26 protein-coding genes and 1 pseudogene are annotated in these 26,711 nt (G+C 51.1%); 20 read left to right on the forward strand and 7 right to left on the reverse strand.

Annotation, left to right across the window (positions count from 1 at the left end):
• Positions 1 to 2 precede the first annotated feature (2 nt).
• The 8 genes and pseudogenes from HMPREF1207_RS15215 (at position 3) to HMPREF1207_RS15245 (ending at position 4,539) form a co-directional block, all read left to right on the forward strand.
• Positions 3 to 716: a pentapeptide repeat-containing protein gene (locus tag HMPREF1207_RS15215; protein WP_016423791.1), complete on the forward strand. Its 714-nt coding sequence runs from the start codon at positions 3 to 5 to the stop codon at positions 714 to 716.
• A gap of 227 nt (positions 717 to 943) precedes the next feature.
• On the forward strand, positions 944 to 1,486 hold the full coding sequence (locus HMPREF1207_RS15220) for a DUF6560 family protein (RefSeq protein ID WP_016423792.1): 543 nt from the start codon (positions 944 to 946) through the stop codon (positions 1,484 to 1,486).
• A gap of 235 nt (positions 1,487 to 1,721) precedes the next feature.
• Positions 1,722 to 2,378 (forward strand): hypothetical protein, encoded by a 657-nt coding sequence (locus HMPREF1207_RS15225; protein WP_009675715.1) that lies wholly within the window; start codon positions 1,722 to 1,724, stop codon positions 2,376 to 2,378.
• A 191-nt stretch (positions 2,379 to 2,569) separates the two neighbouring features.
• The gene (locus tag HMPREF1207_RS29315) at positions 2,570 to 2,623 is read left to right on the forward strand and encodes an HNH endonuclease (RefSeq protein WP_231392146.1); all 54 of its coding nucleotides are present in this window, start codon (positions 2,570 to 2,572) and stop codon (positions 2,621 to 2,623) included.
• Positions 2,624 to 2,760: 137 nt separating this feature from the next.
• Complete coding sequence (locus HMPREF1207_RS15230; protein ID WP_009675695.1) at positions 2,761 to 3,249, forward strand: antitoxin YezG family protein; 489 nt, start codon at positions 2,761 to 2,763, stop codon at positions 3,247 to 3,249.
• Positions 3,250 to 3,293: 44 nt separating this feature from the next.
• Positions 3,294 to 3,526, forward strand: a pseudogene (locus tag HMPREF1207_RS30340) (hypothetical protein); the annotation flags it as partial.
• Between the two features lie 23 nt (positions 3,527 to 3,549).
• Positions 3,550 to 4,005, forward strand: a complete 456-nt coding sequence (locus tag HMPREF1207_RS15240) for a DUF6630 family protein (protein ID WP_009675687.1) — start codon at positions 3,550 to 3,552, stop codon at positions 4,003 to 4,005.
• A 51-nt stretch (positions 4,006 to 4,056) separates the two neighbouring features.
• Positions 4,057 to 4,539, forward strand: a complete 483-nt coding sequence (locus tag HMPREF1207_RS15245) for an immunity protein YezG family protein (RefSeq protein WP_016423794.1) — start codon at positions 4,057 to 4,059, stop codon at positions 4,537 to 4,539.
• 147 nt (positions 4,540 to 4,686) lie between these two features.
• Here the strand turns inward: HMPREF1207_RS15245 and HMPREF1207_RS15250 are convergent, their stop codons facing one another.
• The 4 genes from HMPREF1207_RS15250 to HMPREF1207_RS15265 all read right to left on the reverse strand — a co-directional run bounded on the left by HMPREF1207_RS15250 (position 4,687) and on the right by HMPREF1207_RS15265 (position 9,894).
• A complete protein-coding gene (locus HMPREF1207_RS15250; RefSeq protein WP_009675745.1) occupies positions 4,687 to 5,148 on the reverse strand; it encodes a hypothetical protein in 462 nt (153 codons plus the stop codon).
• Between the two features lie 286 nt (positions 5,149 to 5,434).
• The gene (locus HMPREF1207_RS15255) at positions 5,435 to 6,463 is read right to left on the reverse strand and encodes a YrpD family protein (RefSeq protein WP_231392147.1); all 1,029 of its coding nucleotides are present in this window, start codon (positions 6,461 to 6,463) and stop codon (positions 5,435 to 5,437) included.
• Between the two features lie 237 nt (positions 6,464 to 6,700).
• Positions 6,701 to 7,759 (reverse strand): helix-turn-helix domain-containing protein, encoded by a 1,059-nt coding sequence (locus tag HMPREF1207_RS15260; RefSeq protein ID WP_009675704.1) that lies wholly within the window; start codon positions 7,757 to 7,759, stop codon positions 6,701 to 6,703.
• Between the two features lie 17 nt (positions 7,760 to 7,776).
• Positions 7,777 to 9,894, reverse strand: a complete 2,118-nt coding sequence (locus HMPREF1207_RS15265) for a cache domain-containing sensor histidine kinase (protein WP_009675733.1) — start codon at positions 9,892 to 9,894, stop codon at positions 7,777 to 7,779.
• A gap of 239 nt (positions 9,895 to 10,133) precedes the next feature.
• Here HMPREF1207_RS15265 and HMPREF1207_RS15270 point away from each other — a divergent pair, with 239 nt between their 5' ends.
• The 6 genes from HMPREF1207_RS15270 (at position 10,134) to HMPREF1207_RS15295 (ending at position 17,997) form a co-directional block, all read left to right on the forward strand.
• Positions 10,134 to 12,407, forward strand: coding sequence for an Ig-like domain-containing protein (locus HMPREF1207_RS15270; protein ID WP_009675665.1), 2,274 nt, complete (start codon positions 10,134 to 10,136; stop codon positions 12,405 to 12,407).
• A 273-nt stretch (positions 12,408 to 12,680) separates the two neighbouring features.
• A complete protein-coding gene (locus tag HMPREF1207_RS15275) occupies positions 12,681 to 14,036 on the forward strand; it encodes an ABC transporter substrate-binding protein (protein ID WP_036740144.1) in 1,356 nt (451 codons plus the stop codon).
• 33 nt (positions 14,037 to 14,069) lie between these two features.
• A complete protein-coding gene (locus HMPREF1207_RS15280) occupies positions 14,070 to 15,023 on the forward strand; it encodes a carbohydrate ABC transporter permease (protein WP_009675663.1) in 954 nt (317 codons plus the stop codon).
• 58 nt (positions 15,024 to 15,081) lie between these two features.
• Positions 15,082 to 15,906, forward strand: coding sequence for a carbohydrate ABC transporter permease (locus tag HMPREF1207_RS15285; protein ID WP_009675692.1), 825 nt, complete (start codon positions 15,082 to 15,084; stop codon positions 15,904 to 15,906).
• Positions 15,907 to 15,923: 17 nt separating this feature from the next.
• Positions 15,924 to 16,931, forward strand: coding sequence for a sugar phosphate isomerase/epimerase family protein (locus HMPREF1207_RS15290; protein ID WP_009675656.1), 1,008 nt, complete (start codon positions 15,924 to 15,926; stop codon positions 16,929 to 16,931).
• Between the two features lie 7 nt (positions 16,932 to 16,938).
• Complete coding sequence (locus HMPREF1207_RS15295; RefSeq protein ID WP_009675737.1) at positions 16,939 to 17,997, forward strand: Gfo/Idh/MocA family protein; 1,059 nt, start codon at positions 16,939 to 16,941, stop codon at positions 17,995 to 17,997.
• Positions 17,998 to 18,122: 125 nt separating this feature from the next.
• On the opposite strand, the gene HMPREF1207_RS15300 is transcribed toward HMPREF1207_RS15295, so the two are convergent.
• Together HMPREF1207_RS15300 and HMPREF1207_RS15305 are read right to left on the reverse strand one after the other, a co-directional pair.
• Positions 18,123 to 18,449, reverse strand: coding sequence for an AzlD domain-containing protein (locus HMPREF1207_RS15300; RefSeq protein WP_009675741.1), 327 nt, complete (start codon positions 18,447 to 18,449; stop codon positions 18,123 to 18,125).
• Positions 18,446 to 19,171 carry an AzlC family ABC transporter permease gene (locus HMPREF1207_RS15305; protein ID WP_009675679.1) on the reverse strand — a complete coding sequence of 242 codons (726 nt, stop codon included), beginning with the start codon at positions 19,169 to 19,171 and terminating at the stop codon, positions 18,446 to 18,448. The genes HMPREF1207_RS15300 and HMPREF1207_RS15305 overlap by 4 nt, the downstream gene beginning before the upstream one ends.
• 79 nt (positions 19,172 to 19,250) lie before the next feature.
• Between HMPREF1207_RS15305 and HMPREF1207_RS15310 the strand changes: the two genes are divergently transcribed.
• Together HMPREF1207_RS15310 and HMPREF1207_RS15315 are read left to right on the forward strand one after the other, a co-directional pair.
• Positions 19,251 to 19,802: a helix-turn-helix domain-containing protein gene (locus HMPREF1207_RS15310; RefSeq protein ID WP_009675670.1), complete on the forward strand. Its 552-nt coding sequence runs from the start codon at positions 19,251 to 19,253 to the stop codon at positions 19,800 to 19,802.
• A gap of 118 nt (positions 19,803 to 19,920) precedes the next feature.
• Positions 19,921 to 20,712, forward strand: coding sequence for a formate/nitrite transporter family protein (locus HMPREF1207_RS15315; protein ID WP_016423796.1), 792 nt, complete (start codon positions 19,921 to 19,923; stop codon positions 20,710 to 20,712).
• Between the two features lie 415 nt (positions 20,713 to 21,127).
• On the opposite strand, the gene HMPREF1207_RS15320 is transcribed toward HMPREF1207_RS15315, so the two are convergent.
• Positions 21,128 to 21,871: an SDR family NAD(P)-dependent oxidoreductase gene (locus HMPREF1207_RS15320; RefSeq protein ID WP_009675721.1), complete on the reverse strand. Its 744-nt coding sequence runs from the start codon at positions 21,869 to 21,871 to the stop codon at positions 21,128 to 21,130.
• 184 nt (positions 21,872 to 22,055) lie between these two features.
• On the opposite strand from HMPREF1207_RS15320, the gene HMPREF1207_RS15325 reads away from it, so the two are divergent.
• The 4 genes from HMPREF1207_RS15325 to HMPREF1207_RS15335 all read left to right on the forward strand — a co-directional run bounded on the left by HMPREF1207_RS15325 (position 22,056) and on the right by HMPREF1207_RS15335 (position 26,678).
• Positions 22,056 to 22,958: a LysR family transcriptional regulator gene (locus tag HMPREF1207_RS15325; RefSeq protein WP_016423797.1), complete on the forward strand. Its 903-nt coding sequence runs from the start codon at positions 22,056 to 22,058 to the stop codon at positions 22,956 to 22,958.
• A 222-nt stretch (positions 22,959 to 23,180) separates the two neighbouring features.
• The gene (locus HMPREF1207_RS29855; protein WP_009675738.1) at positions 23,181 to 23,351 is read left to right on the forward strand and encodes a hypothetical protein; all 171 of its coding nucleotides are present in this window, start codon (positions 23,181 to 23,183) and stop codon (positions 23,349 to 23,351) included.
• Positions 23,352 to 23,450: 99 nt separating this feature from the next.
• On the forward strand, positions 23,451 to 23,930 hold the full coding sequence (locus HMPREF1207_RS15330; protein WP_009675703.1) for a hypothetical protein: 480 nt from the start codon (positions 23,451 to 23,453) through the stop codon (positions 23,928 to 23,930).
• A 1,023-nt stretch (positions 23,931 to 24,953) separates the two neighbouring features.
• A complete protein-coding gene (locus tag HMPREF1207_RS15335; protein WP_009675757.1) occupies positions 24,954 to 26,678 on the forward strand; it encodes an ABC transporter substrate-binding protein in 1,725 nt (574 codons plus the stop codon).
• The last annotated feature ends 33 nt before the right edge of the window (positions 26,679 to 26,711 follow it).

The following is a 26,711-nucleotide window of genomic DNA, read 5'->3' on the forward strand; positions in this document are numbered from 1 at the left end:
AAATGAATAATCAAAATGATGAAAGATCGAAAATATTGGGAATACTAAATAAATCCCGATACAATAATGAACTTATCGATGGCTTGGAAGTGAGTGGTATGAATCTTTCGTTTTCAGATTTAACGGGGGTCATAGCAAATCGTATATTTGCTAACGGTGCAAATTTAAGAGCTTCGTCTCTTATTAGAACGTCCTTTCGGGACTGTGAATTTCTTTCAGCTAATTTTGATAGCTGTAATTTTGAGGGTGCCGATATTGCTGATTGTGTCTTGAGCGAAGCAACTCTACGTAATGCACAAATGAAAGATGCTGAAATAAAAATAAGTACATGCATAGAGACATGTTTTGATGAAGTTGAACTGTGTAATGGTAATTTGTCAGGATCAACCTTGATAAAAGCCACTTTCCGTCAAGCCAATTTACATGGAATAAGTGCCTCAAAAGCCTATTTTGATGAATCAGATCTGAGAGGGGCTAATCTTGTAAATGGCGATTTTGAAGAATCAGATTTTATAAGTGCGAATTTATCTGAGGTAGATGCTAGTTATGCTAATTTCACAGGTGGGAACTTAACAGGAGCCATACTTTGTAACGGGAATTTTACAGGGGCAAATTGTACAAATGTAAAACTTAACGATGTTTCTTGGAAAGGCGCTATTGTAGAGGGAGCCATATTCGATGATGCTGTTAGAGAAGAGATTTTAAAGATGGTATAATAAACTTCATGTTGACGGTTACCTTTGGGTGGCCGTCTTCGCTATGTCCAAAATCAAGTGAGGAGGAATAGTTGCTTGGATAAAACCAAGTACTGTAGTCCCTACGTAAAAAGAGATGCAAGCCTAGAAGGAGAACAATGAAGTTAGCTTCTCCAACAAATCGACCAGCAGGGTATGTTTGGCATTATCATCAACTAATCAACAAATTTTGAAATGGAGAAATCATATTGGAACACAATTTGGTTCAGAAGCTTTCACATAAGATGAAAATAAGAATGTGGGCATCCTGCCTAAAACCGGCCAAAATAAATCGAAATGGGGAGATGGTGATTTCCCCTCACTGGTTTATCAAATGGGGAGTCTTTCTATTTGCTCTAGTCTTTGTTGCCGTTACAGTTGTATTACTTTTTGACCCAGTGATAAAAGAAGAAGCAGTTGCCGCATGTGGAATGATTGCGCTGATTCTTGGATTTTGTTCGATTGGAGCGGCGATCTCTAAGATGGTTATAAATGAAGAGGCAATTCGTACGTACAAATGGTATGGAAAGAAAACAATACGTTTTGCCGATATTACTAGAGTTGAGAGCACTACGCTTTACGGTGGAGCCATTGTTATCAGATCGAACAAAAAGTCTATAACAGTCACGCTTGAGAATCGAGGTATTCATGATTTCGTAAAGCATTTATCTCGAAAATTAGGTTCGGAGAGGGTTGCTCATGCGTCGGCAATAATCTCTGAACGAATACGTGTAATAAATTCTTACCAGTAATCTCTTCATTAAAAATATACAGGTCGGTTATGGTGAGTTGCTACTATGATTGACCTGTTTTTTCTTTGTTTCCACCTAGTCTTCAGCGAACAGGTAAGAAGTTTTTGAAGGGGCTACTGTTTGGTGGAGCGTTAAATAACGCTATTTCGTTGCATCGAACAGATTGATTATGGTCGTATATTATCATAATTGCCCCTTTTTAATGAATGCAGACTATTTAGACTGAGGTGTAAATATGAAAGCAAACGAAGCGTTTGATAACGTATGCAGTTTAATATCTGAAAAGTATACGGCCAGTGGATGGAAATATTCTAAGTCAGGTCATTGGATGACGAAAAAAGATAAGAATTTCATGCACAAGTTGTTTTTTTATACAAGTTGGAATAATATATCTGATACAAATGTAGCATTTTATGGTGAATGTGCAATTATCCCATTAAAATCGAAAGACAAAATATTTCATATTAATACCCGTCAATGCAATGTTCCGAGTGGTCAATTATATTGGAATATCGCAAATGAGGAAAATTGGGAACGTACCGTTAAAGAATTCACTACTTGGTTAGATAGTGTATTAATACCGATTGTAGAATGCTGTATGAATGATCTGGATAACTTTGTTAAACAAGTTGCTGTGAGAGGATTTTATCCTCCGAATGGTTATGTGGTTGATATTAGTTTTATCTTAACGTATGGTTCACGTAAGTTAGCCGAAGAAGCCACTAAAAGATACTATGCTAGTTTAGACGAATCGATAAAAAAAGAATTTAAAGAAAATTATGAGAGTATGATAAATGGCAATAAGGCTGTAAGTGCATACGGTAATAATATGATGAGAAATTATTCGAATTTTAGAACCATCGTTGAAAATAAAATAATTGTGATAATATAGTACACCAATTGTTTGGCATCGCTATGCGGTAATTGGTAACCCAGTTACTGCTTTTTTGTTGTCTAATATAGCTTTACAACTTAAGGGATGGGACAAGGTAACAGTGGTACTAAACCAGCTTATTTAAAAAACGTTGATGATTTCTTGTCAGGTAATAAGAAATTTGATGAATGAAAATGGTTGACAACGGAATGTATACATGGCATCACACTGAAGTACCGGGGAAAATGCAGTTAGTGTCCTAGGGTATTCACAATATTACAACTCCTAATGGTGGTAAGTACTTCAATTCATAGACAGGTTGGAGCGAGAAGCGTGCGTAAATTAAAGGCAAAGGAATTTTTGAGAAAACGATAAAAAATCAATCGGGAGGCTGAAATAATTGGAGAAAATACTAAATGATTTATATCGGCAGATAGCTGAAACAGTCAATGAAATGATACCGGAAAGTTGGGGGAAGTTTTATTTTTATGCTCAAATTTCTGATGATGGTGGAGGTACGTATTTTTTCTACCAGCCAGAAACGAGCCCGGAAAGGTATGAATACAGTCTTGAGATTCCTTTTAAATATCAAGTTAACGAGAGGGAATTCAAATTAAATAAAAGAAAACTTCTGTCATTATCAGAAAAAGTGAGAGAAATATTTAAAGATGAAGGACAGGAATTATGGTATTCTTTCACTTTAAGTTTAGAAAGAACAGGTAAATTTAAAGTTCACTTTGATTATACAAAATGGTTTGCTACCAATTATAGTTTTAGTGACCAACTTATTATCTGGCAATACAAGTACTTAAACGAAATTCCTCAAGATATAGCTCTACAAAATCTAATAACTAAGTACTCCGAGGAATTCCCGGATAATCCAATTTAAGTAAGCAAAAAGCAAGGTGAGAGGGAGAATTGCAGGTGTGGTTGAGGAAACAGTTCTACCCATATGAAATTTTGTTCCTTATATTTGTAAGAAATAAGATGGGCTTACCGGTCCCCGAGCATTTTGACAATCTGTTAATGAATACGCCGGAAGCAAAAATGGCTGTTCAAGATCCCGAACCTTATCCGAATGGGCCCCTTTACTACGTCTTATCGATACCTTCTATCGCAAGAACTATCCCGAATATATTCCCAATAAACACGGGGAATTGTTCTAATAATTTTTACGGAGGAAATTAGCATGTCAGATAAAGATATCGTGCGGCTCATATTTGATGATAGGAAAGATGTAGAAGCGATTTTAGGCGACCCGGAAGCATTCGATGTACACGAGTGTATATTAAATTATGGGCTGTCTACGAAGAAATTTCTCTATGTTGATTATAAAGGCGAGGATGATCGCGAGATCGTGAATTATATTTTAGATTATGAATTTGCTCGTAACATTGAATTAGCTTTACAAGAAGAACTTGAGGAGCTTGGAGAGTTTGAATATGAATTGTTACCTGACAAGATAAAGGAAGCTAATAAAATTATATCGAAAAGGGGATACGGGTTATTTTCCTATCCGACCTCCGGTGACTTTTATGCGCTTTTCATTGCCAAGCTAGAGAATAAAACTAAATTGCTGCAAGTAGATCTGCTGCATGATGAAAGAATTCCTTCAAAAGAAAGATATGTACAGTATTATTTCTAAGATGAGAGAAACGCTGTTGATTGGGCAAATGGCATCCGGGAGGTTAGTAGGATGGAACAGCAGATGAATGATTTATATAGAGAGATAGCAGAAACAATCAATCAATTGATACCAGAAGACTGGGAAGATTTTTATTTTAATGGTGAGGTAGAAAATGGAGAAGGAGGGGTTTTCTTTTTCTTCAAGCCAATAAATAAGCATGGTTATGTTTATTGTCGAGGTATTTTAAAGAAATACAATGTTGATTCAGAGATCTATAAAAAAACGATGAGAAGGCTATTTAAAGTTACCAATGATCTGAAAAATATATTTTTAGAAGATGGACAAGAGCCTTGGTTCTCAATAACCATGAAACTTACTTCTGAAGGCAAACTAAATATAGAATATGATTACACAAAATGGGGAGAATCCGATTTTGGCCCTTCAGACAGGTTGGAATATTGGGAAAGCAAGTACCTGAATACTGTACCCCAAGATGAAACGGATAGAATTAAAATGGATAAAATGAGAGAGTTTGAAGGCTCCGTTTATTAACAAGTAACGGAAGTCGGTTATCAGGATGTCGCGATTTAAAAAAGGTACATCTCCCTTAACATGAAGGGAAATGTACCTTTTTACACGGCAGCCCTTGTTCCGGTGACGGAGCTCGGGGTTTACACGGCTCTCTTTTTCATCGGGATTTTAATAATCGAACCGGCTCGTAATATAAGCCGAGACATGCCACTGCTGGGTCGTGTCGTAGAACTTGAAATAGTTTCCGACCGGCTGGCTCAATCCGTAAGCGGTTCCGGCCACAGAGGCGACCAAGGTGGAATTTTTGTAAATGTCGAATTTGCCTACAATCTCATCGTTTGTGCTGGAGCCGAACGACACGAGCCGGAACTCATATTGGCTGCCGTTGGCTTGAACGATAGCGTTGAAGAAACCGCTGTCACCCGAGGACAGGGGTTCATTCGTCCAACTGATGATGACATTTCCCGCCTTAGCTTTGTAAGCGGTACCGTTGTCTATGACCTGAATAGGTTTCGTAGACCAGATACTGTGTACACTCGTTACCGGCGCTGCGGCTGCTCCGCTGATTAACAGCGTTAACGACAGCAGGGCGGCTGTCATTAAACCGAGCACCCATTTTTTTACTCTCATCAACTCATCTCCTCTGTTTTTAGTGGGATTTAAAATCAGGTTGCGTTTACACTATATGGGAATAAGGTGGGCGGTATTCTACGGGGATACGCGTGATGGTCTCAAATAGAGAAATAATTTTTCTTCTGCTCGGTAAACCAACAAGCAAAAAGGTATATCCTCCTCAAGACGGGGGATATACCTTTTCTGTTTTCGTACGGAGGGCCGATTATCTTATTTAAGCCCTGTCCGAAGGGATTAGTTTATGGAAATAGTGCGGGAACGAATGGAATCGAAAGCGGTCCGGCTAGTTCATGTTGATGCTGACGGTCTCCTCACCCGCGTTGACATAGTTCACGCTGACCTGGGTGGAGTTCGGATAGGTGCAGTAGCCGCCCGTATCTGACGCGAGCCATTGATGATTGCTGGTCGAGCTGGTGCCGATCATGGAATTCGACCATTTGACGTTTTTCAGGTAGGTACCGGTGTTGTAGGGCTTAGGGGCGTTGCTCGCGATGGCCGTGATCCGTTTGAGCTCGTTGCCGGCGCCGCTTTTTTTCCAGCCGGCCACATTGGTTACAACGGTGTAGTTGTCCGCCGTATTCGTGTCATACCGGATACCTGCGGCATATAGAGCGACTTGTCCGTCTGCCGGTACGTAGAATTTGAACGTAAGATTTTGTCCGGCCTTGAAGCGGAACGAGTTGTTATGGTAGTAGACACCGCCAGTAAAGATCGAGTGGGCCCAGTTGTTGTAAGTTTTGCTGTACTGGAATCCGGCATCGACTTCGGAGGCTCCGCTGCTGGCGTGTCCACCCGTATAAATGTAAGGAGTATCGTTGGAAGAAGCGTTGTTCACGTAGACTTCATTGTTGGCGCTGGAGGGCAGGTATACATTGCCGGACCACCAGGAATAACCGGGATTCGAGAAAACGCGTCTGTACGGGCCGCCCGCTTCTCCGCAGGCATAACCCGCCAGCGGGGTAACGGAAGCGCTCTTGTTCAGTGTCGGCGAGTCGGTGCTTGTCGGCAGGGTGAAGGTTTCATTGTTGCTGACGGCTATGGTATTCTCTTCGGATACCGTTACTTTGCCGAAGACATCTTTCAATTCTGTCTTGTTTGCATGAATTTGCCCGTTGTCGTCGATGTAAATAACATTTTCGCGCTCTTCTTTAGGAAGGTTCTTCATGACGTCGATCATGATCTGACGCTCCTGACCGGTAATTCCGGCGGCGACTTCTTTCTCCAGGTCCCGGTTATTTGACGAAGCGGATACGGGGGCGAGAGAGACTACAAGGGACAGCAGAGTGAGACTGGAAGCGAGAGCGGTCTTCATTTTCTTCAAACGGCACACATCCTTTATAGTTTTATGGGTTCTTTCAAAAAAAGCTTAACACTTCCAGTAAAAATGTAAATAATTTCATGAATTTAATTAAAAAGTTATAATCAAGATACCAGAAAATGTAATCAAATTACCAGGAAATGGGTCGTTCGCTTTGGGTGTTCCCACTTGATTACCATGCAAAAAAACCGCAAGCGGTGGGGCCCGTTTGCGGCTTCTGTTTATGCGGGACTATCCGTTCGGATGCTGCCGGCTTTGTTTCCTAAGCTCGGAAGGCGTAAGCCCGTACGTTTTTTTGAACGTTTTGCTGAAATGGGAGTAGTCGGAGAAGCCGACCTGGTACGCGGCATCCGTCGTCGGACAATCCGTATGCTCCAAGAGGTCCCTGGCTTTCTCCATCCGCAGCCGGATGAGGTATTTCACGAAGTTCACGTTCGTCTCCTCCTTGAACGTGCGGCTCAAATACGCATCGGACATGCCGATGGCCTCCGCCACCTCGCTCAGCGAGAGATCTTCGCGGGCAAAGTGCTCCTGCATGTACTGCATCGCCCGGTGGATGTTCTGCCGGGACCCGAGGTTGCGGGTCCCTTTGATTTCACGGATCATGGCGCTCAAGACATCGCGCAGGGCCTCTCCGAGATCCGCCGCACGGCCCGGCCATTCACGGTCTGCGTAAGGGCGGGCAAACCGGAAATCCCGTTTGCCCAGCTCCGTCTCCAGCATGCCCGTGAAATGGTGGGCAAACTGCGGGGGGCTGAGCTCGGCCGGGCCCGAGCTCATGTAATGCCGGAGCGCCTCCCCGGCCAGAAGCTGCGCTTTGTCCTCGCAGGCGGCCCAGATCTGCTCCAGCAGTTCTTCGCTCAGCCCCTGCAGCGTCAGCAGCCATTCATGCTGGCGGGACAGCTTCGTCTCGCTGCTCGCGAGCTGATCGTACACCCGTCCGAGCGCTTCGCGGAACTGGTCGGGATCGACGGGCTTCAGCAGAAAATCCGAAACGCCGAAGCGGATTGCCTTCCGGGCGTACTCGAAATCGCTGTAGCCCGACAAAATAATGAACTGGGTCCGTTCATTCCGCTTTTTCGCCGCTTCGATGAAGGAGAGCCCGTCCAGTTCGGGCATGCGGATATCCGTCAGGACGATGTCCGGGGAACAGCTCCCGAGAAGCCGGAGCGCTTCCTCACCGTCTTCCGCTTCGCCCGCGATGATAATGTCCAGTCCGGAAGTTTCCACCATTTTGCGGACGCTCAAATGGATCATGTATTCGTCGTCGACAATCATCATCCGATACATGGCAAGACCTCCTTGATTTAGTTGGTATACGGCAGGCGGATCTCGAAGCAGGTTCCGGCGCCGGGAGAGGAAGAGAGGAGGAAGACTCCGTACTCCTTCCCGAACGTAAGCCGGATGCGCTGATGCACATTGAGCAGGCCGATTCCGCCTTGGCGGACGCCCTCGTCCGGCTGCGTCCCGGCCGCATCCGGCCATGACCTTGCGGTGGCAGGCTTCTGAGGCGTCCCCGGGCCGCTCAAGGTCTCCGAAGCCGGGTCGTTCCCGGCGACAGGTCTCTGCGGCGCATCCGGATCGTTCACGGGCACGGGGGCTGCTCCAGGCCCGTTCCCGGCAGCGGCCCCCGCATCCCGGCCAGCGGAAGACGCAGCCGCTTCCTGGGCTGCCTCAGAGGCATGGCCGGGAGCGGCCGTTGGAGCTTCGCGCGGGCCAACCGGACCAGCGCCGCCCGGTTCCGGGTACGCCGGCCCTTCCCCGGTGACACCGGCAAGCAGCGAGGTCAGCCTCCCCGTCGCCTCCGCGCTCATGCCCCTGCCGTGGTCGGATATTTCGACGGCGTAGTACGTTTCGCGGGGCTTTCCGACAATGCCGATATACGTAGGCTTTTTGTCGCGGTAGCCGTGAATAAACGCGTTTTCCACCAGGGGCTGCAGCGTCAGCCGGACGGCCGGGACGGTACGGACCCACGGTTCCTCGACGTCAATCTCCACCTGGAGATTGCGGAAGCGGGAAGTCTGGATCTCCAGATAGGAGCGGATATGCGCCGTTTCCTCGCCGAGCGATACGAGAGGTCCGGCGTTTCCCGTGTTGTAGCGGAAAATATGCGCCAGAGCCGCCGTCATTTTGCTGATGCTGCGGTTATTTTCGAGGATCGCATGAGAATTGATGATTTCCAGCGAATTATACAGAAAATGAGGGTTGATATGCGCTTGCATGGATTGCAGAGCCGATTCCTTCTGCTTGATAATAAGCTCCTGTTCTTTCAGCTTGGAAGAATGAACCTCCCTCACAAGCCGGTTGAGCTCACTGACCATCTTGGAAAAGCTGCGGAACACAAGCCCGATCTCGTCTTTGCGCTCCCGCGTGGAGGTAAGCCGGACATTAAAATCGCCGTTCTCGACCTTTGCCATCAATCGCTGCAAATAAGTCAGGGAGCGTGTGATGGAGAGCGAATAGCCGCCCACGATTGAAAGCGCAATCATGAACAGCAGCAGCGCAGCCGCAAGAGAGATGTTCCGCAGGCGGATCAGATTCCCGATAATGGTCTCCATCGGAATGTTGGCCCCGACGATCCAATCGGTTACCCGGGAGGTTTCATAAATGACGAGTTCCTCTCCCTGAGGCGTATCCGTCCGGAAGGAAAAGGAAGCGGAGGCGTGTTCCCCTCCCTGAAACCGAAGCAACTGCTCCCCGGAAATGCGCGTGCCGATTTTCCAGGCGTCCGGATGGTAGACAAGCTCTCCGTCTGCGGAGGAGACCCAGGCGCTGAAGCTTCCCTGCGATTCGTCTTTGCATATATTTTCGATCTGCTCCAGATTAAGGTCGACGATCAGAAGTCCCTCGTACAAATAGGTCGAGCTGCTGTGCAGCTTGCGCGCAACGGTCAGAACGGGGCTGGAGCCGACCCGATTTAAACCGAGGATCTCGAAATTGCCGAGGGTGTCCAGCCTTTTCAGCAGGTCCGCGTTGCGGCTGCGGATCGTGTTCATATCCAGAATTTCTTTCGCCTCGCTGAAATCGTTGATCTGCAGGCTGTTTTTGCCGACCAGGGAAATGCCGACAATATCGGAGCGTCCGTAGATCATTTGCGCGAACAGATCGTTTTCGACTTTTTCCGTAAGCTGGTAATACGGGTAAGCGGAGGGCAGAGCGGGCGCCAGAAACTGCTGGGTCAAGGGACTGGTTACGATGGGGTAGGTGGAGTTTTCCAGGTTCTTGATATACAAGTCCAGGTTTTTACCGGTTTGTTCGATAAAGCGCCGGTTCGTTTCGATGGCGGACTGCTCGATCGTGCGGGTGGAGGATTCGTACCAGAGCCAGCCCATCACCAAGACGGGCAGAGCGATGAAGAAAATGATCAGAATAAACAGCCGCCGGTGGATCGAAATGATTTTGCGTTGGGAATTCCGGGTCTTCATCGTCACACCCCTTTTCCGTTTTTCATTGTCCAAGTTAAAAATAGTGTAGCAAAAAAACACCAATTGTAAATAAAAAACCATGCGGGGCCGCTTTTTCATCTCGTATACTACAACTACACATTGAAAACGCTTTATTTTTATGGACCCGTTAAAAAAGGGCCTGTCGGTAAGCGCGAAACAAGATACACGCCTGCCGGGGGCCGTAAAACGAACATGAATCCGACAAGGAGGTTGATCCCGTGACATCCGTATGGAACGGCTGGAAAAAAGGTTCTCTTATCGTACTGGTTCTTCTGCTTGGTTTAATGACGTTTCCGGTGTCCAGGGGGAATGCGGCTTCCCTGCTGACGATCGATTCCCACAGGGACGGAGGCTGGCTGGAGGTCGGTACGGTAAGAATCGGCGGCTCTTATGCGGGAGCTTACGAGGTCGAGCTGGTGATCAACGGACAAAAAGTGGCGGATGCGCACATGGACGATCCCGACGGAGACGATGCGGGTACCTGGTATTATGACCTGGATACGACCGCATACGACGGAGAAGTCGAGCTGATCGCCAGGGCGAAGGATACGGCGACCCGGTACAACGCCTGGTCGGCCTTCACCAGGCTGACGGTGCACAATCCGGCCGCGGGCGTCCCGCAGGTAACGATCTTGAGCCCTGCGGATCGTGACAAGGTGAGCGGCACTGCCGACGTAGCAGTGAATGTGTACGGCGCGAGTCCGGTTAAATCCGTGGAGGTTCGCATAAACGGGGGGAACTGGAAGCGGGCCGAGAAGAAGGGAAGCGGCTATATCTACAAATGGGACACGAAGAAAACGGGGAGCCGCACGAACAGCATCGAGGCCCGGGCGACTGACGTCCGCGGCCATACGGGCCGGAGTCTGACGACCTACGTTCAGACGGGCGGAGGGGAAAGAACGAAGCCGGTTACCGTGCTGCCCCGCCAGGACCGCTCCATGTGGATCTGGGAGAACGCGTCCTACAACCTCATCCGGACGCCGGGTTCCCGCCAAGTGCTTGATGCGATGGCGAAGGATACGAAGACGTTCGGGCAGGACCCCGTTACGACGCTTTATCTCGGGGTCGACAAATTAGGGGGCACGGACATGCTGGAGGACGAGAGGCCCAAGGTGCGGGATTTCGTGCGATGGGCTCATGCCCAAGGCTACCGCGTGCAGGCGCTGATAGCGGGAGGCACGGTTCCGCCGTACTTCGGAACTTATCCGAGATATAGGGAAGACGCGCTCCGGGAATTCGAGAAAGTGCTGAATTATAACCTGGCTTCCGAGTCTGCGGAACAGTTTGACGGAGTGAACGTGGACACGGAGCCGTATTCGCTGCCTGATTTTAAAACGGGCTACCCGGACGTTCAGATTCAATACCTCGATATGCTTGCCGCGCTGATGGAGCGTAAAGAGGCGTCGGGCCTGTCTCTGCCGGTCGGTCCCGCTATCCCGAGATGGTACGATTCGTCGGACACGGCGAAAAGCATTACGTGGAACGGCTCGACGAAATGGCTGTCCGAGCATATCCAGGATACGGCGGACTATATCGCCATCATGGATTACCGGGATCAGGCCGAGGGCAGCGTCGGCATCATCCAGCAGGCGCAGGGAGAGATTGACTATGCCAATAAAATCGGGAAGCCGAACTCCGTCATCCTCGGCGTAGAGACCAAAGACATCGCGGACGGAGGCGATCCGGAAACGATCTCCTTCAGCGAGGAAGGGCGCTCCTATATGGAGCGGGAGCTGGATAAAGTGTACGCCGCGTTCGAGGGGAACGCCGCATTCGGCGGAATCGCGCTGCATCACTACGATACGCTGCGCGCGCTGCCTTCCGCCTGGGGTCCCGGCGCCCGCTTCTGGCAGCCGCCTGCCGACAACCGGCCTCCTTCGGGAGTGAAAGGCAAGCCCCAAGCGGCCGCTTTCGACTACCAGCGGATCGATCTGGCCTACGGCCGGGCTTCCGATAACATGGAAGTCGAGGGCTACAAGATCTACCGGAGCACGGTCCGGGGATTCAAGCCTGCGGAGGAGCTGCTGGCCGGCACCGCGCGCGGGCTGACGTTCAAGGACGACGGTCTCCTGCCGGACACGGTGTACTACTACCGTGTAGCGGCGGTCGACGTGTCGGGGAACGAAGGTCCGGCCTCGCCGGAAGTATCCGCGAAGACGGGCGTCACCGGCCTGAAGCCGATGATCGTGGATGGCATGCAGGTGACATACGACGGCACGAAAGCCACGGTCCGGCTGAAGACGGCGGACATGCGGACGGGCGAACCCGTCGCGGCCGCGGTCCACGGGCGATTCACGCGGATGGGCGGCAAGTACGTGGACGGCCGGTCCGCCGGCGACGGGACTTTCACCGCGGTGTCGGAGCTTGTCCAGGCCGCGTCCGGCGAGATCGGCTTCGCGCCTCGGCGGGTGATGGCGGGCGGCTATTACTGGGCGCATGCCTACGATAAGCCGCGTGAAGCTTCGGCCGTCTGGGGCGGCGCGGGGGAGTAGGGGCGGACATTCCGGGCTTCCGGCGTTAAGCGGCGTGCGCGAATCGCAGGCGCGCGCTGCGGCATTCCGCGGCGGCCGGCCGGAACCGAAGGCCGGTCGAACCGGCGTACCGCGAACCGCATCCGCGAGGACGGCGGACTTTATAAGACATGCTTTCAACGCGCAAATGAATGCCGCGCGCGGCTCCCGGCGGGCGATGCTTGGCGTCGCATGACGGTGGTCAACCACCAAACGAACAACCTCATTTTGAAGAGACAAGGGGCTGAACGAGAGATGAGAAGAAAGACTTGGACGACCGTGCTTCTATCGGCATTGACACTGGCTGTAGTAGGTGCCGGCTGCTCGAAAGGGACGGCGGAAACGACGGGAACGGGCGGCGAATCCAAAGACAACGGCGGCAAGCCGGTCGAAATTCTGCTCGGTTATTATTCCGACGGGAAGTCGGATGCGAAGATGAAAGAACTGATCGATAAGTTTATGAAGAAGCACCCGGACATCAAAGTGAACACCCAGAGTGCGCCTTACGGGCAGTTTTACCAGAAACTCGATACGCAGATCGCGGCCGGCCAGGCCCCGGACGTGTGGCTCTCGGACGGAGTCTATGTCATGAAATACGCCGAGCGGGGCGCGGTTAAAGACCTCACCGAATGGATCGGCAAAGATTTGAAGAAGGACGACTACTACGGGCTGGATTTCAACAAAGACGCCAAAGGGAAGTACTGGGCCGTGCCGCAGGGCATTCAGGTGGGAGCGCTTTTCTACAACAAGGACTTGTTCGACAAAGCCGGAGTGGCCTACCCCAATGAGAATTGGACGTGGGAAGACTTGAAGAAGAATGCGGCCCTCCTTACGCTTGACGCCAAGGGCAAGAAGGCGGACGAATCCGGCTTCGATCCGAAGAACGTCAACCAATTCGGGCTGACCTTCTTCAGCATTACGGAAGGCTGGTTCTCGGTGATGAAATCCTACGGGGGCGGCGTTCTGGACGAGACGGCACAGAAGTCGATCATCAACACCCCGCAGAACAAGCAGGCGTTCGAGTGGATGGTGGACGGCATGAAGAAGGGCATTATTACCGACCCGGTGGATCTGAAAAGCTTCCAGAGCTCCATGGCGGTATTCCCGAGCGGCTCCGCGGCGATGCGCATCGGCATCTACGCCCGCGTGCTGGCCGCCAACGAAGCGAAGCTGAACTACGATGTCACGCTGCTGCCCAAAGGGCCCGACGGCAAGCGGGTGTCGCCGGTTATCGCGAACTCCTGGGTCGTGAACCAGAAGTCGGCGGACGCCAAGGCGCAGGCAGCCTGGGAATGGATCAAATACTGGGCCACGGAGGACGACGTCCAGAAAGAATGGGCGGCGCTCGGCGAAGCGATTCCGGTGAAGAAATCCGTCGCGAATTCCGACGTATTCCTGAAAGCGGGCGAGAAGCCGGCTAACCGCAAGGCGTTCCTCGAGAGCCTGGACTTCGCCAAGACGCTCGACAACAACGCCGTATGGGAAGAGTGGGTCGGGAAGTTCAACGAGAACGCGCAGCGGGCTTTCCTCGGAGACGCCCCTATAGACGCCGCGCTGGCGGATGCCGACAAGGCGGTGCAGAAGGTGCTGGATGATTTTTATAAGAAGTAAACCGCAATTTACGGAAGGGAGGTCGGGCTTTCTATGAACGATACCGTAAGCGGCAAAGCCTATGCGAAAGCTCAGACCCCGGCAAGAAAGCTTGGAAAACTTGATCAGGAGGGGAAGTGGGGACTGCTGCTCGTCTCCCCTTACCTGCTTCACTTTATCGTATTCGTCGCCGGGCCTCTTATCGCTTCGCTCTATTTCAGCTTCTCGCAGTACGACATGATGAACCCTCCGAAATGGACGGGACTGGACAACTACGGGCGTCTGTTCGGAGACGCTCTCTTCTGGAAATCGTTGTGGAACACGCTGTATTTCGCGGTTCTGTTCGTGCCGGCCCAGACGATTCTGGCGCTGATCCTGGCCGTCGTGCTGAATCAGAAGCTGAAGGGGCTGAAGCTGTTCCGGATGGCCCATTTCATCCCCGTGATCTCTTCGTGGACGGTCATTTTGTATGTGTCTGACGCCATCTTCAATCCCCGTTTCGGCTTCGCCAACTCGATTCTGGCTTCGCTGGGTCTCGATCCGCAGCGCTGGCTGCAGGACGGGAAGCTCGTTATCCCGCTGCTGGTTCTGATCGCCGTCTGGAAGGGGATCGGCTACATCATGGTCATTTATCTGGCCGGACTGCAGAGCGTGCCCCAGGATTTGTACGAGGCGGCTGAAATAGACGGAGCGGGTACACTGCGTAAATTTCTGTCGATTACGTTTCCGCTCATCTCCCCGACCACGTTCCTGGTCGTCATTCTGAGTACGATCAGCACGTTCCAGGCTTTCGAGCAGGTGTACGTTCTGACGGGAGGCGGAGATATCAGTTCCGCAGGCGGTCCGAACAATTCGAGCCTCGTCCTGATGCTGTATCTGTACCGCGAGGGCTTCACCTTCATGCGGATGGGTTATGCCTCGGCTATCGCCTGGGTGCTGTTCATGATCCTGTTCACGCTTACCCTGATTCAAATGAAGGTGCAGAAAAAATGGGTCCACTACGATTGACCCGTATCCTCCGGAATGGACTCTGGTGCGGTTCCGCCGCCGGAAAGGAGAACCCTGTATGAAACATAAAAGGCTGCCGACGATTCTTCGCTATACGGCCATTATCTTGTCGTCGCTGGTGATGATCGTCCCGTTTGCGACGGCCCTGATGAACTCGCTCAAAACGTATAAAGAGTACACAACCGTACCACCGAAATGGATACCGGAAATTTTCCAATGGTCGAATTACGCGGAGGTGCTGAAGCTAGGCAATATCGGCGGGTACACGCTGAACAGCTTTACCGTTGCCCTGCTGTCGGTGATAGGGGCGCTGCTCTCGTGCTCCATGGTCGGCTATGCGTTCGCCAGACTCCGGTTTCCGCTTAAGAACGCGCTGTTCGTCATGGTGCTCGGAACGATGATGATCCCGCCGGTCGTCATCATCATCCCGCATTTTATTATTTTCAATAAGCTGCAACTGCTCGATACATTGACGCCTCTATGGGTGATCGAATGGCTCGCGCAGCCGTTCGGTATTTTCCTGATGAGGCAGGCGTTCATGAACATTCCGAAGGAGTACGAGGAGTCCGCGAAGCTGGAGGGCTGCAACCCGATCCAGGTGTACTGGCGGATCTTCATGCCGATGGCGAGGCCTACCCTGGCCACGCTGGCGATCTTTACGTTTATGGGCAAATGGAACGAAATTTTGACGCCGGTCATTTATTTGACCTCGAACGATAAGTTTACGCTTCCGATCGGGATTCTTTCCCTCGGGGGCCAGTGGTTCGGCAACGAGCAGCTGATGGTTGCGGCCGCTCTGCTAAGCCTCGTGCCGATTCTGATTGTTTTCCTGTTCGCGGAAAAATATTTCGTGCAGAACCACAGTGCCTCGGGCATTAAGTGAAAGGAGACGGCTCCCTTATGAAAATCGCGGCATTTAGCGGGGCTCTCATGGAGTACAGTATTCAGGAAGCGATGAAAATCACGGCGAATCTCGGTTTCGACGGGATCGAAATCGCGTGCCGGGAGCCCCATCTTTCGCCTCAGACCTCTCTTCCGAGGGTTAAAGAGATCCGCAGGCTCGCCGATGAGCATGTGCTGGATATCCCCGTGCTCGGCGGCTACATGGGGCGGTTTTCCGAATCGGGCGATCCCGAATGCGCAGCCGCTTACGACGAGTTTCTCGGCTTGCTGGAGCGGGCGGATTATCTGGAAACGGATATGATCCGGATTTTTCCGGGAGGGCCCAACGCTTTCCTGGCTGCCGATTACCATTATGAGAAGGCGGCCCACTGGCTGAAAAAATGTGCGGCGGAAGCCCGCAAGCACGAGAAGAAAATTTTGCTGGAGATTCACAATGTGAGCCTGATCGAGACCGTGGAGAGTTCCCTGCGTCTGCTGGAGATGATCGGTGAAGACAACGTCGGACTGATTCACGACGCGGGCAACATGTACATCAGCGACACCGATTTCGGCCGCGCTTCCGTTACGGGGCTGGGCAGCCGCTTGCTCCATGTCCATGTGAAGGACGAGAAAAGAATCCCCGAGGCGGGCGGGCCGGGGACGTTCCGCAACATCACCCGCCACGGGGAAGAGCATTTCCTCCAGTGCCGCCTCGGCGAGGGGGAAGTGGACCACCGGGAGCTCTTCGAGGCGCTGGCGGAGACGGGATACGGGGGCTGGGTGACGCTCGAATGCTTCGCCCCGTATCCGCCTCTGGAGCAGCTTGCCCATGACCGCGACGCGGTCCGGCAGCTGCTCCGGGAGACGGCGTCGGCAGCGGTACCGAGGACGGTACCGACAACAGCACCGACAACGACAGCACCGGCATCGCCAACTGCATCGCCAACAGCGCCGACACCGGCATCTCCATCCTCTTCATCCGTGTCCGCTCCGGCGGAAATTAGCCTACCATCGAAAGGGAAGTGACTTTCTTATGACAACACCGGTTACGGCGCAGCCAGTCCGGTTCGGCCTTATCGGATGCGGCATCATCGCCGACATTCACGCCAAGGGAATCCAGGAGACCCCGGAAGCGGAATTGACCGCCGTGTACGACTTCGTGCCGGAAACCGCGGCCCGTTTCGGACAGACCTACTCGGCCGCGGTCTACGAGAGCCTCGAAGAGATGCTGGCCCGCGACGATCTGGACGTGGTCTGCATCTGTACGCCGAGCGGGCTTCATGCCGGGCAGGCCGTGCAGGCCGCCAAAGCGGGCAAGCATGTCTTCGTCGAAAAGCCGATGGCCATTACGATGGCCGACCTCGACGACATGATCCGGGTAAGCCGCGAGAACGGTGTTCTCCTCTCGACGGTATTCCCACGCCGGATGTCCCCGGCGGCCCGGTATGCCCGGGAGCTGATCCGGGAGGGCCGGCTGGGCAAGCTCAGCCTATGCTCGGGCTATGTGAATATTTACCGCAGCCAGGATTATTACGACAGCGCGGGCTGGCGCGGCACTTGGGCGATGGACGGGGGCGGGGCCATGATGAATCAGGGGATTCATACGGTGGACCTCCTCCAGTGGCTGGCGGGCCCCGTCGCTTCCCTGTACGGCAAAGCCAAAGCCGTTCTGAGAGATATCGAGGTGGAAGATACCGCGGTATCGGTGCTTCAGTTCGAGAACGGCGCGCTGGGACTGCTTGAAATTACGACCACCGCGCATCTGGGGCCTGTGCACCGGATCGAAATTCACGGGGAGAGGGGCTCCCTGGTGATCGAAGACGACGACATCGTGGCGCTTAAAATCGACGGGGAGCCTGTGGAACTCCCGGAATTCGAACCGTTCAAGGTCATTCCCGACGGTCATCGGATCCAGATCCGGGACATGGCGCTCGCTGTCCGGGAGGGCAGAGAGTCCATCGTGCCCGGAACGGAGGGAAGGCATTCGCTGGAGATCATACTCGGAACCTACGAATCCGCCCGGACCGGCAAGGAAATAGCGTTTCAGAGCGCTCCGGCCCGGTATTTTGCCGGAAGCCCGATTCAGCCCTAAAACACTTGAAATAAGGGAAAGACACCATAAAGAGGATAGAGACAAACAGAAATTTTGTTTGTCCTATCCTTTTTTTGTGCGGCAAATGACAAGAAGAAGGTTATATAAAATAGAAGAATCGGATTTCACGAAATCAAAAACCTGACAGCAGCCATACTCACTATTCCGACTATAACCGTAACGGATAAACTCTTCGTCCATACGGCCGCAGCAAGAGTCGGTATAATAGCCATAAGAACACTCCAATCAATCGCCGGTAATGATTCATCTTCCTTAATGAAACTCTCAACGATAAGCGCAGTAAAAATACAAACGGGAACATAGGAAAGCCATTTGACTGCAACTTTCGGAAGATTAATATTTCGTATAACGATAAACGGGATAATTCTTGGAAGGAAGGTTACGGCGGTACACCCTAAAATGATGAGTAAAAAGGATAACCGGATACTCATTTGTCTTTTACCACCCCGATAGTTGCAGCAATAATCGTTGATAAAATGATGGCTACATAAGAAGGAACAAACATACACAGAACCAGCATCAATATAACGACATAAACAATTAAGGATAAATAAAACTTCAACTTTCCGTTATTAATAGTTTGTAATTGCAGAACAAGCAGCGCCAAAAACATAGCGGTCAAAGAGAAGTCTAAACCGAATACTTCCGGATTTGAAATCCATTTGCCAAAGAAAGCCCCCGACATACAAGATAAAATCCAGAAGATATACGCGGTTACATTCAGTCCGTTCATCCATTGGACATTGATCGGTTCTCTTTTGGCTATCTTGTTCATGGCTACACCGAACGATTCATCCGTTACGAACGCTCCAACCCCGATATTTTTTAATAAAGAATATTTCGCAAAACGGGGAGCCAATGTCATACTCAATAAAAAATTCCGCAGATTCACAACGAAAGTTGTAAATATAATGACGGACACAGGACTTCCCGAAACGAATAAGGCACAAATAATGAATTGAGACGCTCCGGCGTAAACTAATGCCGATAAAAGGGTAACTTCTATTATACTTAGATTGGACGATACCCCGACAATGCCCATGGCAATCCCAACACTGATATAACCGAATAAAGTCGGAATGCAATCTTTTACGCCTTGGGAGAAGGTAGAGAGATTTTCTTCATCCGTCATTTCATGAGATAATTCATGCATCGTTTCCCCACCTTTTTGTATGTTATATTGTATATTTGTATGCTATATTAAACGAATAAGAGAGTCAAGGAGATGTTGTATGGAGTTTATTCAAGAGGTTATCGCCCATAATCTTGCCCAGTTGAGAAAAAAGAGAGGGTTGAGCTTAGATAACGTAGCGGAATTGACGGGAGTCAGTAAAGCGATGCTGGCTCAAATCGAAAACGGAAAATCAAATCCGACTGTCACGACTCTCTGGAAAATTGCCAATGGGTTGCACGTATCTTTTTCCGCCTTTTTAAAGGAAACGGATAAGCCGCAAATCGAAAAAATAAACATCAACCAATTGAACCCGTTGATCGATGATGATGGGAATTATCTTGTATATTCCATGTTCCCTTTTAATCCGGAAAAAAAGTTTGAAGTTTTCACTGTAGACCTGAAACCCGGTTTTAATCATATCTCCGAAAAGCATTTAGGCGAGGAATATGTACTTATACAACGGGGTGTTCTTACACTGGATGTTCAAGGTGAGAAGTTTGAGTTAACCCCCGACGAAACGATTAAATTTAACGCGAATACCGAACACATTTATGTTAATTCTACGGATGAACTGGTTAGATTTTATATCATTATCTCTTATCCCGATTAATCGCCTGGCACGAGTTCTTCATATAGCCCTTTATTAAAAACAGGATTCATAATAAGCTACATAATGAATGGAAAATATGAACAACTGGTGCAGTCGCCGGGAAGGGAGAGACCGGATTATGGAAGTACAGCCGCTGCTGCAGGTAGAGAAGCTGGCTATGAAAAAAATGAAAATTTATAAGCAGAGCAAGCTCCGCTATTTATCCCGTTCCGCGCTGGCGAGCATGTTTATCGGGTTCGGGGTGATCGTCGCGTTCAAGACGGGAAGTTTCTTCTATTTGGAGCATTCCCCGTTCACCTATCCGATGGCCGCGATCACTTTCGGCGCCGCGATCATTCTGATCTCGTACGGCGGCGGGGATCTTTTTACGGGAAATACGTTCTACTATACGTTTGCCGCATTAAGGCGGAAGCTCCGCTGGCCGGAGGTCATCCGGTTATGGCTGACCAGTTACGGAGGCAATATTCTCGGAGCCGTGGCGTTCGCGCTGCTGATTTTGGCAACGGGGCTTTTCAGGGAGCATGATGTGAACGGATTCCTGCTGAGCGTGGCGGCCAAAAAGATGAACGCGCCTTCGCTAGAGCTTTTTTTCAGGGCCATTCTTTGTAACTGGCTCGTGTGTCTGGCCTTTTTTATTCCGATGTCGCTCAAAGGGGACGGGGCGAAGCTGTTCGCCATGATGCTGTTTGTGTTCTGTTTTTTCATTTCCGGTTACGAGCACAGCATTGCCAATATGTGTACGTTCGCGATTGCGCTGGTGGTGGAGCATCCGGATACGATTTCGTGGGGCGGAGTTCTCCATAATCTGATCCCGGTGACGTTCGGCAATCTTATCGGGGGCGGTGTTCTGATGGCGGTTATGTATCATTACGTGAACAAACCGTTTATGGACGAGCACGAAGAAGCTTAGCGGTGAAAAACAGGCCACTGGGCGGCCCGCCTTCATGCGCGGGCTCGTCGGAGCCCGGGCCCGTCACCGTCATGGGGCGCCTTACCGCGGGTTAGGGCCTGCCGCCTCGTCGCAAGCCGGGGCGGGTGTCCGGAGCAGCGCCTCATCGCAAGCCCGGGGCTGATGCCCGGGCTCTTATACGTCGGCTGTCTCCGGCGCTTTACCGGGGCTCATCCCGCTTTGGCGGGAGAGAGCCCTTTTTGGCGCGGCTGTACTGGCCGCGCCGAGAGAGCCTGCACGAGCCGGGAAGACGAACTCGGCCCGCCCGCGCAAAAACCTCCTTAACCGGCTAAACGGTTAAGGAGGTTTAAGGTTAACTGAACCGGATTGATATTTCCTGTCAGGAAATATCAATCCGGTTAATAAGTGCGGCGCGTTACTGAGCGGTGTATCCGCCGTCCACGAGCAGCGTGGTGCCGGTCACGAAGGAGGCGTCGTCGCTGGCGAGGAACAGCACGGCTTTCGCGACCTCTTCCGGCTTGCCGAGACGTCCCATCGGATGCAGGGCCGTGAGGTGGTCCGTGATGGCCTGGGTGCGTCCGGCGATCAGCGGCGTGTCGATGTAGCCGGGACATACGGCGTTCACGCGGATGCCGTGCTGTGCATAGTCGATGCCCAGCGTTTGCGTGAGCAGCTTCACGCCGCCTTTCGCGGAAGCGTACGCGGTGACGCCGGCTTTGCCGACGTGGCTGTGGATGGAGCCGCAGTTGACGATCGCGCCGCCGGTTCCTTGGGCGAGCATCTGCTCCAGCGCGTATTTGTCGCTGAGGAACACGCCCGACAGGTTGATGTCGATGGTCTTCTGCCAGGCTTCCCAGCTCAGCTTGTCGGCCGGGCCGTCTTTGGCAATGCCCGCATTGGCAAATAAAATATCCAGCTTGCCGTATTGTTTGACCGTTTCGGCAACCATATGTTTAACGTCGTCTTCCTTGGTGACGTCGGTTTTGACGAACAGGGCTTCGCGGCCCTCGGCTTTCAACTCGTCCGCTACGGTCTGACCGCGGTCGGAAAAGTCCGCGATTACGACTTTGGCGCCTTCCTGGGCGAACAGGCGGACCGTCGCTTCCCCGATTCCGCTGGCGCCGCCGGTTACGATGGCTACTTTGTCCGTAAATCTCATGAGGCATCTCTCCGTTTCTCAAGTAGGGTGAACGGTCGTTACGGCCGTTATGGCTCTGTAATCCAGGTCCTGCCATAGGGCAAGTCCTCATCATCTTGCTTTTATTGTATCGCTTTTATTCCTATAGAACTATTTAAACTTAGTAAGCTATACTTAAGCTGTGCTTAAGGAAGGGGGCGGAATTTTGCATCTGGAGCAGCTGGAATACATCGTCGAAGTGGCAAAAACGGGATCGATCACTAGCGCCGCACGCAATCTGCACGTGTCCTTGTCCGCGGTCAGCCAGTCCATCGCTCATCTGGAAGGCGAACTCGGAGTCGTTCTGTTCGTGCGCTCGCGGATGGGCGCGGTTCCGACAGCCGAAGGCAAGGTAATCATCCGTAAGGCGTTCGAAGTGCTTGGCAAGCTGGACGAGCTCAAAGAAGCCGCGCGGGGCTGGGGCGAGACGCTGAGCGGGGAACTGCGCATTGGCACTATTCCGGGGCCGATGTCCCTTCTGGTCGATGCCGTCGCGGGGTTCAAGAAAGATTACCCGCTTGTGCGGATGGAAATCGCGGAGAAAGGCTCGCAGGAAATTCTCGATGATATCCGCCATAACCGGCTGGACATCGGGTTTATCATTTTGTTCGAGAGTCTGCTCAAAAAAAGCGAGGGCTTGACCTTCGAACGGCTGCTGGAAGGAAAGATGGTCGTGGGCATGAGCGATAAGTCTCCGCTGGCTTACCGGGGGGCCGTCACGCCCGAAATGCTCCGCACCCAGCCTGTCGTGCTGTATAACGACGAGTACGTGCGGTGGTTTATGAACCGGTTCGCCGCGGAGCACGGCGAGATGGACATTTTATTCACGACCAACAACACGGACGCCATCCGCAAGGCGGTGGAAGAACAGAATGCGGTAACCGTGGGGATGGATTATTCTTTCCGGCGGGAATGGGCTTCCTTGTCCACGGAAGTCAACATGATGACGGCGGAACTGGAGTTCAAGGCGGGGCAGCCGGTTTACCTGGGCTGGGTACGTTCGGAAGGGCGTCATTTCCCGCGGGTTTCCAAGACGTTTGTGGAGCGGCTCAGAAGCGGACTCCAGTAGGTTTACGGCTCGCCTTGCGTCCGTACCCGCGGGATTCTCGGCAGGATAGGGGAGGATACCGGAGGATGTTTCCGAACGTCACGGCTCAGTAAGGCTCTTCGGGGGTGAGCGCGGGTGAGCCTGCGTCAGGGGGGCTGAGTCCGTTTTCCAAAACCGGCTTCCTTCTTTATACTTATAAGAGTGTTTTACACACGAAATAAACGAACCGGGAGTTGACTTGGATTGACGTATGCGGAAATGTTGGGACGGCGCAGTGAAATTTTAAAGCGTACCATCGGAGACATGATTGCAAAAGACAATACGAAAGGTCTCGGTATGCAAGAAAGCAGCTTTCTGAGAAACATGATTAAAGAGCTGCATCAGAACGAATATGAACTTCAAAGAAACTCGTAAATCTTCCTGAAGCCCTTGAAATTACCTATAAAGGAGAGGAAGACACCAAGCCCGCTTCCGGGACTTGGTGTTTTTCTCTTGAGAAAGGAACCGTCCGTCATGAATGTGAAAATAATCGGTGTAGCGCTCTACATCATGCTCATCTACGGGATTTCGAAGCACTACCCGGCTATGCACGGACTGTTTTTTCCGGCGCTAGGCGCTTTCAGCTTTTTGTTTATTTCCCGCCCGTTCACCGCGAAGGCCATGAGATCTATCTCGGCGGGTGCGGTGCTGGCCTCGGTCGTCGGCACTCTGATTTACCACCTCATTCCCGGCATCTTCGCGCTCTTCGTCAATACGCTGATCATCATCTGGCTAAATAGGGCCAAGTGGAACGCGCCGCCGATTCTCGCCGTTTCGCTGATCCCTTTCTTTACGGTGACTCCCCGCATCTGGGATATTCCGCTCGCGGTCGCCGTGTCCCTGGCAGGACTGACGGCAACGCTGCTGGCGGCCGAGTTCGTTCACATGCGGCTGCCGGCCTTTTTCCGCGGTGGGAGCAAGCTTGCGCCCGGTTCGGAAGAGGCCGCGGGGTAACGGCTGACCGGAGGCAGGACCGGAAACCCAAGAGGAATACCGGCCCGAACGTGTACCCAGACGCGCCCGAATCCGCAAATTGAATAAGCAGGCGCTCTTTTCGAAAGCCGCCCGCCGACGAAACAAAGACTCCCGCTTTTTACGGCCGGGCGTCTTTTTTTGTGCCGCTTTTATTCGGTTATCATTCGGCGTAAGCGAATCATAAAATGTGAAAACGGTTTAAAAGAACGCCTGCGTATTGTCTTAACTGTCAGGAACGTATTAAGGAAAAAATAGACGCAATAGAGAAGTTAAACAAAGTGTATTGCTCACAACCGTTATGTTGCAATATTACAAAAAGGAGGAGACAAATTGATAAGTTCAACGGGCTAACAATAGGGTCAGCCCGTTTTTCTAAAAACTTCTTTAATTGAACTAAATATTTTTATTATTATTATAGAAAAAACTTGAAAGAAGTCACTTAGATATTTTTTAACTAGGAACCCTACCAAAGTAAAGAATAGTGAAATAACTAGTATAAAAACAAATAGTTTTAGTCCTGTTTCTATGAATTCCATTTAGATACAGCACCTCCTTTTCAACTATCATTATATACTTAACACCCACAATGCATTTAGTCGAATGTCTAGCCTTTCTTTGAATCACGTCTTCATCTTAGGTCTTATAGTTTGTGTAACCTTCAGTCGTGCAGCGCTAATAACGCTGCACGACTTTTCTTTTGGCGTAGCACTAACATTTTAACCGTTGTATACGCTAGCGTTAGCTCACATGAATTATCGGCGCTTCGGATGAGTTTAGGTTACATCCCGCTTAAAATAAAAAAATCTGAATCTCTCTCAATTAAGCCTTTAACCTATCAAGTGTTTATTGGTACTGTTTTCGGAGAAAAATTTTTAAGTTCCCTATTTACAGAACCGAAAAATCCTCCTATAATGGCGATAAGATTAATTCCTACTTTACCAATGGGATATTAAGAATTTGGCATTCGGATGGGATGCAGCTGAAAAACGGGGAGGAACTATCATGAAAAAAAGAGCTTCATACGCGGTTAGTCTGATTTTGGCAGCTTCACTGGCCTTGTCGGCTTGCAGCAGCTCCGGGACACCTGGCGCATCGGAAGCGCCGAAAACGGACGAGCAGGCCAAACAGCAGACGGGTGCGGATCAATTTATTGCCGCAACCGATAAATCCAAGTCGCCGGCCGCCGCTACCGCAAGGAAGGATACGGTCGTGGTTACGCTCACGGAACCCGGCGGAGTGTTCAATCCTTATTTCTATCACAACGGCTATGACGGCAATGTAACCTCGGTCATGTTCTCGCCGCTGGTCGACATCGACGAAACCGGTAAGCCGATCCCGGCTTTGGCCGAGAAATGGGACATCTCCCAGGACGGGCTGAAGTATACGTTCCATCTTAGAAAAGACCTTAAATTCAGCGACGGTTCCCCGCTGACCGCGGATGACGTAGCGTTCACCCTGAGCGTGCTCTACGACAAAGCTTACGACGGCGAAACGGATATTACGGAAACGGCCGTTAAAGGCGGTCAGGCTTATAAAGAGGGCAAAGCCTCCACAATCGAAGGCATCAAGGTTATCGATCCGCAAACGATCGAAATCACGACGGAGAAAGCTAACGCCAGAGCGCTTCAACTGCTGGGCGGCCAGGTTCTTTCCAAAGCCTACTACGGCAAAAACTACACGCCGGGCAATCTCGAATATATAAAAACGCTCCATACCAAGCCGGTAGGAACGGGCCCGTACAAACTGGAGAAATTCATTCCGGGACAGGAAGTCCGCTTTATCGCGAACGAAAACTACTTCGGCGGCAAGCCGTCCGTGGAACATTTTATTTATAAAACGACCTCCGGTGACGCGACGCAATTCTTCCAGACCGGAGAAGTGGATTACAGCGCTTATCCGGCCAACGACGACAGCCTGGAGCTTCTCAAAGGTCTCGGCTACGCGAACGTAAACATTTATACTTCTACGGCTTACAGCTTTATCAAGTTCAACCACAGCAAGCCGATTTTTAAAGACAAAAACGTCCGCCAGGCGTTTATTTACGGCCTCGACCGCGAGAAAATCGTCGCAGCCGCCTACCAGGGCTACGGTCAGGTAGCGAACGTGCCGATTTCTCCCGCTTCCTGGGCTTATACCGAAGAAGGCGTCAATACGTTCAAGTTCAATCAGGAAAAAGCGAAGAAGCTTCTCGATGATGCGGGCTGGAAACCGGGAGCTGACGGCATTCGGGAGAAAGACGGAGCGAAGCTGGTCGTCCATTACTTCACGACGAAAGGCCCGCTCAGCGACGTGCTCGTTCCGATTGCCAAAGAAAATTACAAGGACATCGGCATCCAGCTCGAAACGGAACTGATGGACTATAACGCCCTGCTGGCGAGAACAAGCAAAGGCGATCACGATCTGGCTTCCTTCTCGACCACGCTGCTGCCCGATCCGTCCGACGGTGTTATCAGCTTCTATTCCAAGAACAAAAGCAGCTTCACCGATACGAACGGCTATGCGAATCCGAAAGTGGATGAGCTGATTGAGAAAGGAATCTCTTCCTTTGACATCGAGCAGAGAAAAGCGACTTATAAAGAGCTGTACAAGGAACTGTCCGACGATCCGCCGTACATTCTGCTGACGTACCGGAAAATCATTTCCGCGCACAACGCGAGAATCGAAGGCTTCAAACCGAACGGCTACACGGGCATTTCCTCCAGCCTGCCTAAGCTGAAGATCGAGTAGTCTTTTCTATCCTATCAATAGCGGAAAGAGTCA

Origin of the sequence: Paenibacillus sp. HGH0039 (assembly GCF_000411255.1) — a bacterium.
Taxonomy (GTDB): Bacteria; Bacillota; Bacilli; order Paenibacillales; family NBRC-103111; genus Paenibacillus_F.

What these genes read in the sequence shown, in the direction of transcription:
- HMPREF1207_RS15215 (WP_016423791.1), top strand. Translation starts at nt 3, where the DNA reads ATGAATAATCAAAATGATGAAAGATCGAAAATATTGGGAATACTAAAT.
- HMPREF1207_RS15225 (WP_009675715.1), top strand. Translation starts at nt 1,722, where the DNA reads ATGAAAGCAAACGAAGCGTTTGATAACGTATGCAGTTTAATATCTGAA.
- HMPREF1207_RS15240 (WP_009675687.1), top strand. Translation starts at nt 3,550, where the DNA reads ATGTCAGATAAAGATATCGTGCGGCTCATATTTGATGATAGGAAAGAT.
- HMPREF1207_RS15245 (WP_016423794.1), top strand. Translation starts at nt 4,057, where the DNA reads ATGGAACAGCAGATGAATGATTTATATAGAGAGATAGCAGAAACAATC.
- HMPREF1207_RS15250 (WP_009675745.1), bottom strand. Translation starts at nt 5,148, where the DNA reads ATGAGAGTAAAAAAATGGGTGCTCGGTTTAATGACAGCCGCCCTGCTG.
- HMPREF1207_RS15255 (WP_231392147.1), bottom strand. Translation starts at nt 6,463, where the DNA reads ATGAAGACCGCTCTCGCTTCCAGTCTCACTCTGCTGTCCCTTGTAGTC.
- HMPREF1207_RS15260 (WP_009675704.1), bottom strand. Translation starts at nt 7,759, where the DNA reads ATGTATCGGATGATGATTGTCGACGACGAATACATGATCCATTTGAGC.
- HMPREF1207_RS15265 (WP_009675733.1), bottom strand. Translation starts at nt 9,894, where the DNA reads ATGAAGACCCGGAATTCCCAACGCAAAATCATTTCGATCCACCGGCGG.
- HMPREF1207_RS15275 (WP_036740144.1), top strand. Translation starts at nt 12,681, where the DNA reads ATGAGAAGAAAGACTTGGACGACCGTGCTTCTATCGGCATTGACACTG.
- HMPREF1207_RS15280 (WP_009675663.1), top strand. Translation starts at nt 14,070, where the DNA reads ATGAACGATACCGTAAGCGGCAAAGCCTATGCGAAAGCTCAGACCCCG.
- HMPREF1207_RS15285 (WP_009675692.1), top strand. Translation starts at nt 15,082, where the DNA reads ATGAAACATAAAAGGCTGCCGACGATTCTTCGCTATACGGCCATTATC.
- HMPREF1207_RS15290 (WP_009675656.1), top strand. Translation starts at nt 15,924, where the DNA reads ATGAAAATCGCGGCATTTAGCGGGGCTCTCATGGAGTACAGTATTCAG.
- HMPREF1207_RS15295 (WP_009675737.1), top strand. Translation starts at nt 16,939, where the DNA reads ATGACAACACCGGTTACGGCGCAGCCAGTCCGGTTCGGCCTTATCGGA.
- HMPREF1207_RS15300 (WP_009675741.1), bottom strand. Translation starts at nt 18,449, where the DNA reads ATGAGTATCCGGTTATCCTTTTTACTCATCATTTTAGGGTGTACCGCC.
- HMPREF1207_RS15305 (WP_009675679.1), bottom strand. Translation starts at nt 19,171, where the DNA reads ATGCATGAATTATCTCATGAAATGACGGATGAAGAAAATCTCTCTACC.
- HMPREF1207_RS15310 (WP_009675670.1), top strand. Translation starts at nt 19,251, where the DNA reads ATGGAGTTTATTCAAGAGGTTATCGCCCATAATCTTGCCCAGTTGAGA.
- HMPREF1207_RS15315 (WP_016423796.1), top strand. Translation starts at nt 19,921, where the DNA reads ATGGAAGTACAGCCGCTGCTGCAGGTAGAGAAGCTGGCTATGAAAAAA.
- HMPREF1207_RS15320 (WP_009675721.1), bottom strand. Translation starts at nt 21,871, where the DNA reads ATGAGATTTACGGACAAAGTAGCCATCGTAACCGGCGGCGCCAGCGGA.
- HMPREF1207_RS15330 (WP_009675703.1), top strand. Translation starts at nt 23,451, where the DNA reads ATGAATGTGAAAATAATCGGTGTAGCGCTCTACATCATGCTCATCTAC.
- HMPREF1207_RS15335 (WP_009675757.1), top strand. Translation starts at nt 24,954, where the DNA reads ATGAAAAAAAGAGCTTCATACGCGGTTAGTCTGATTTTGGCAGCTTCA.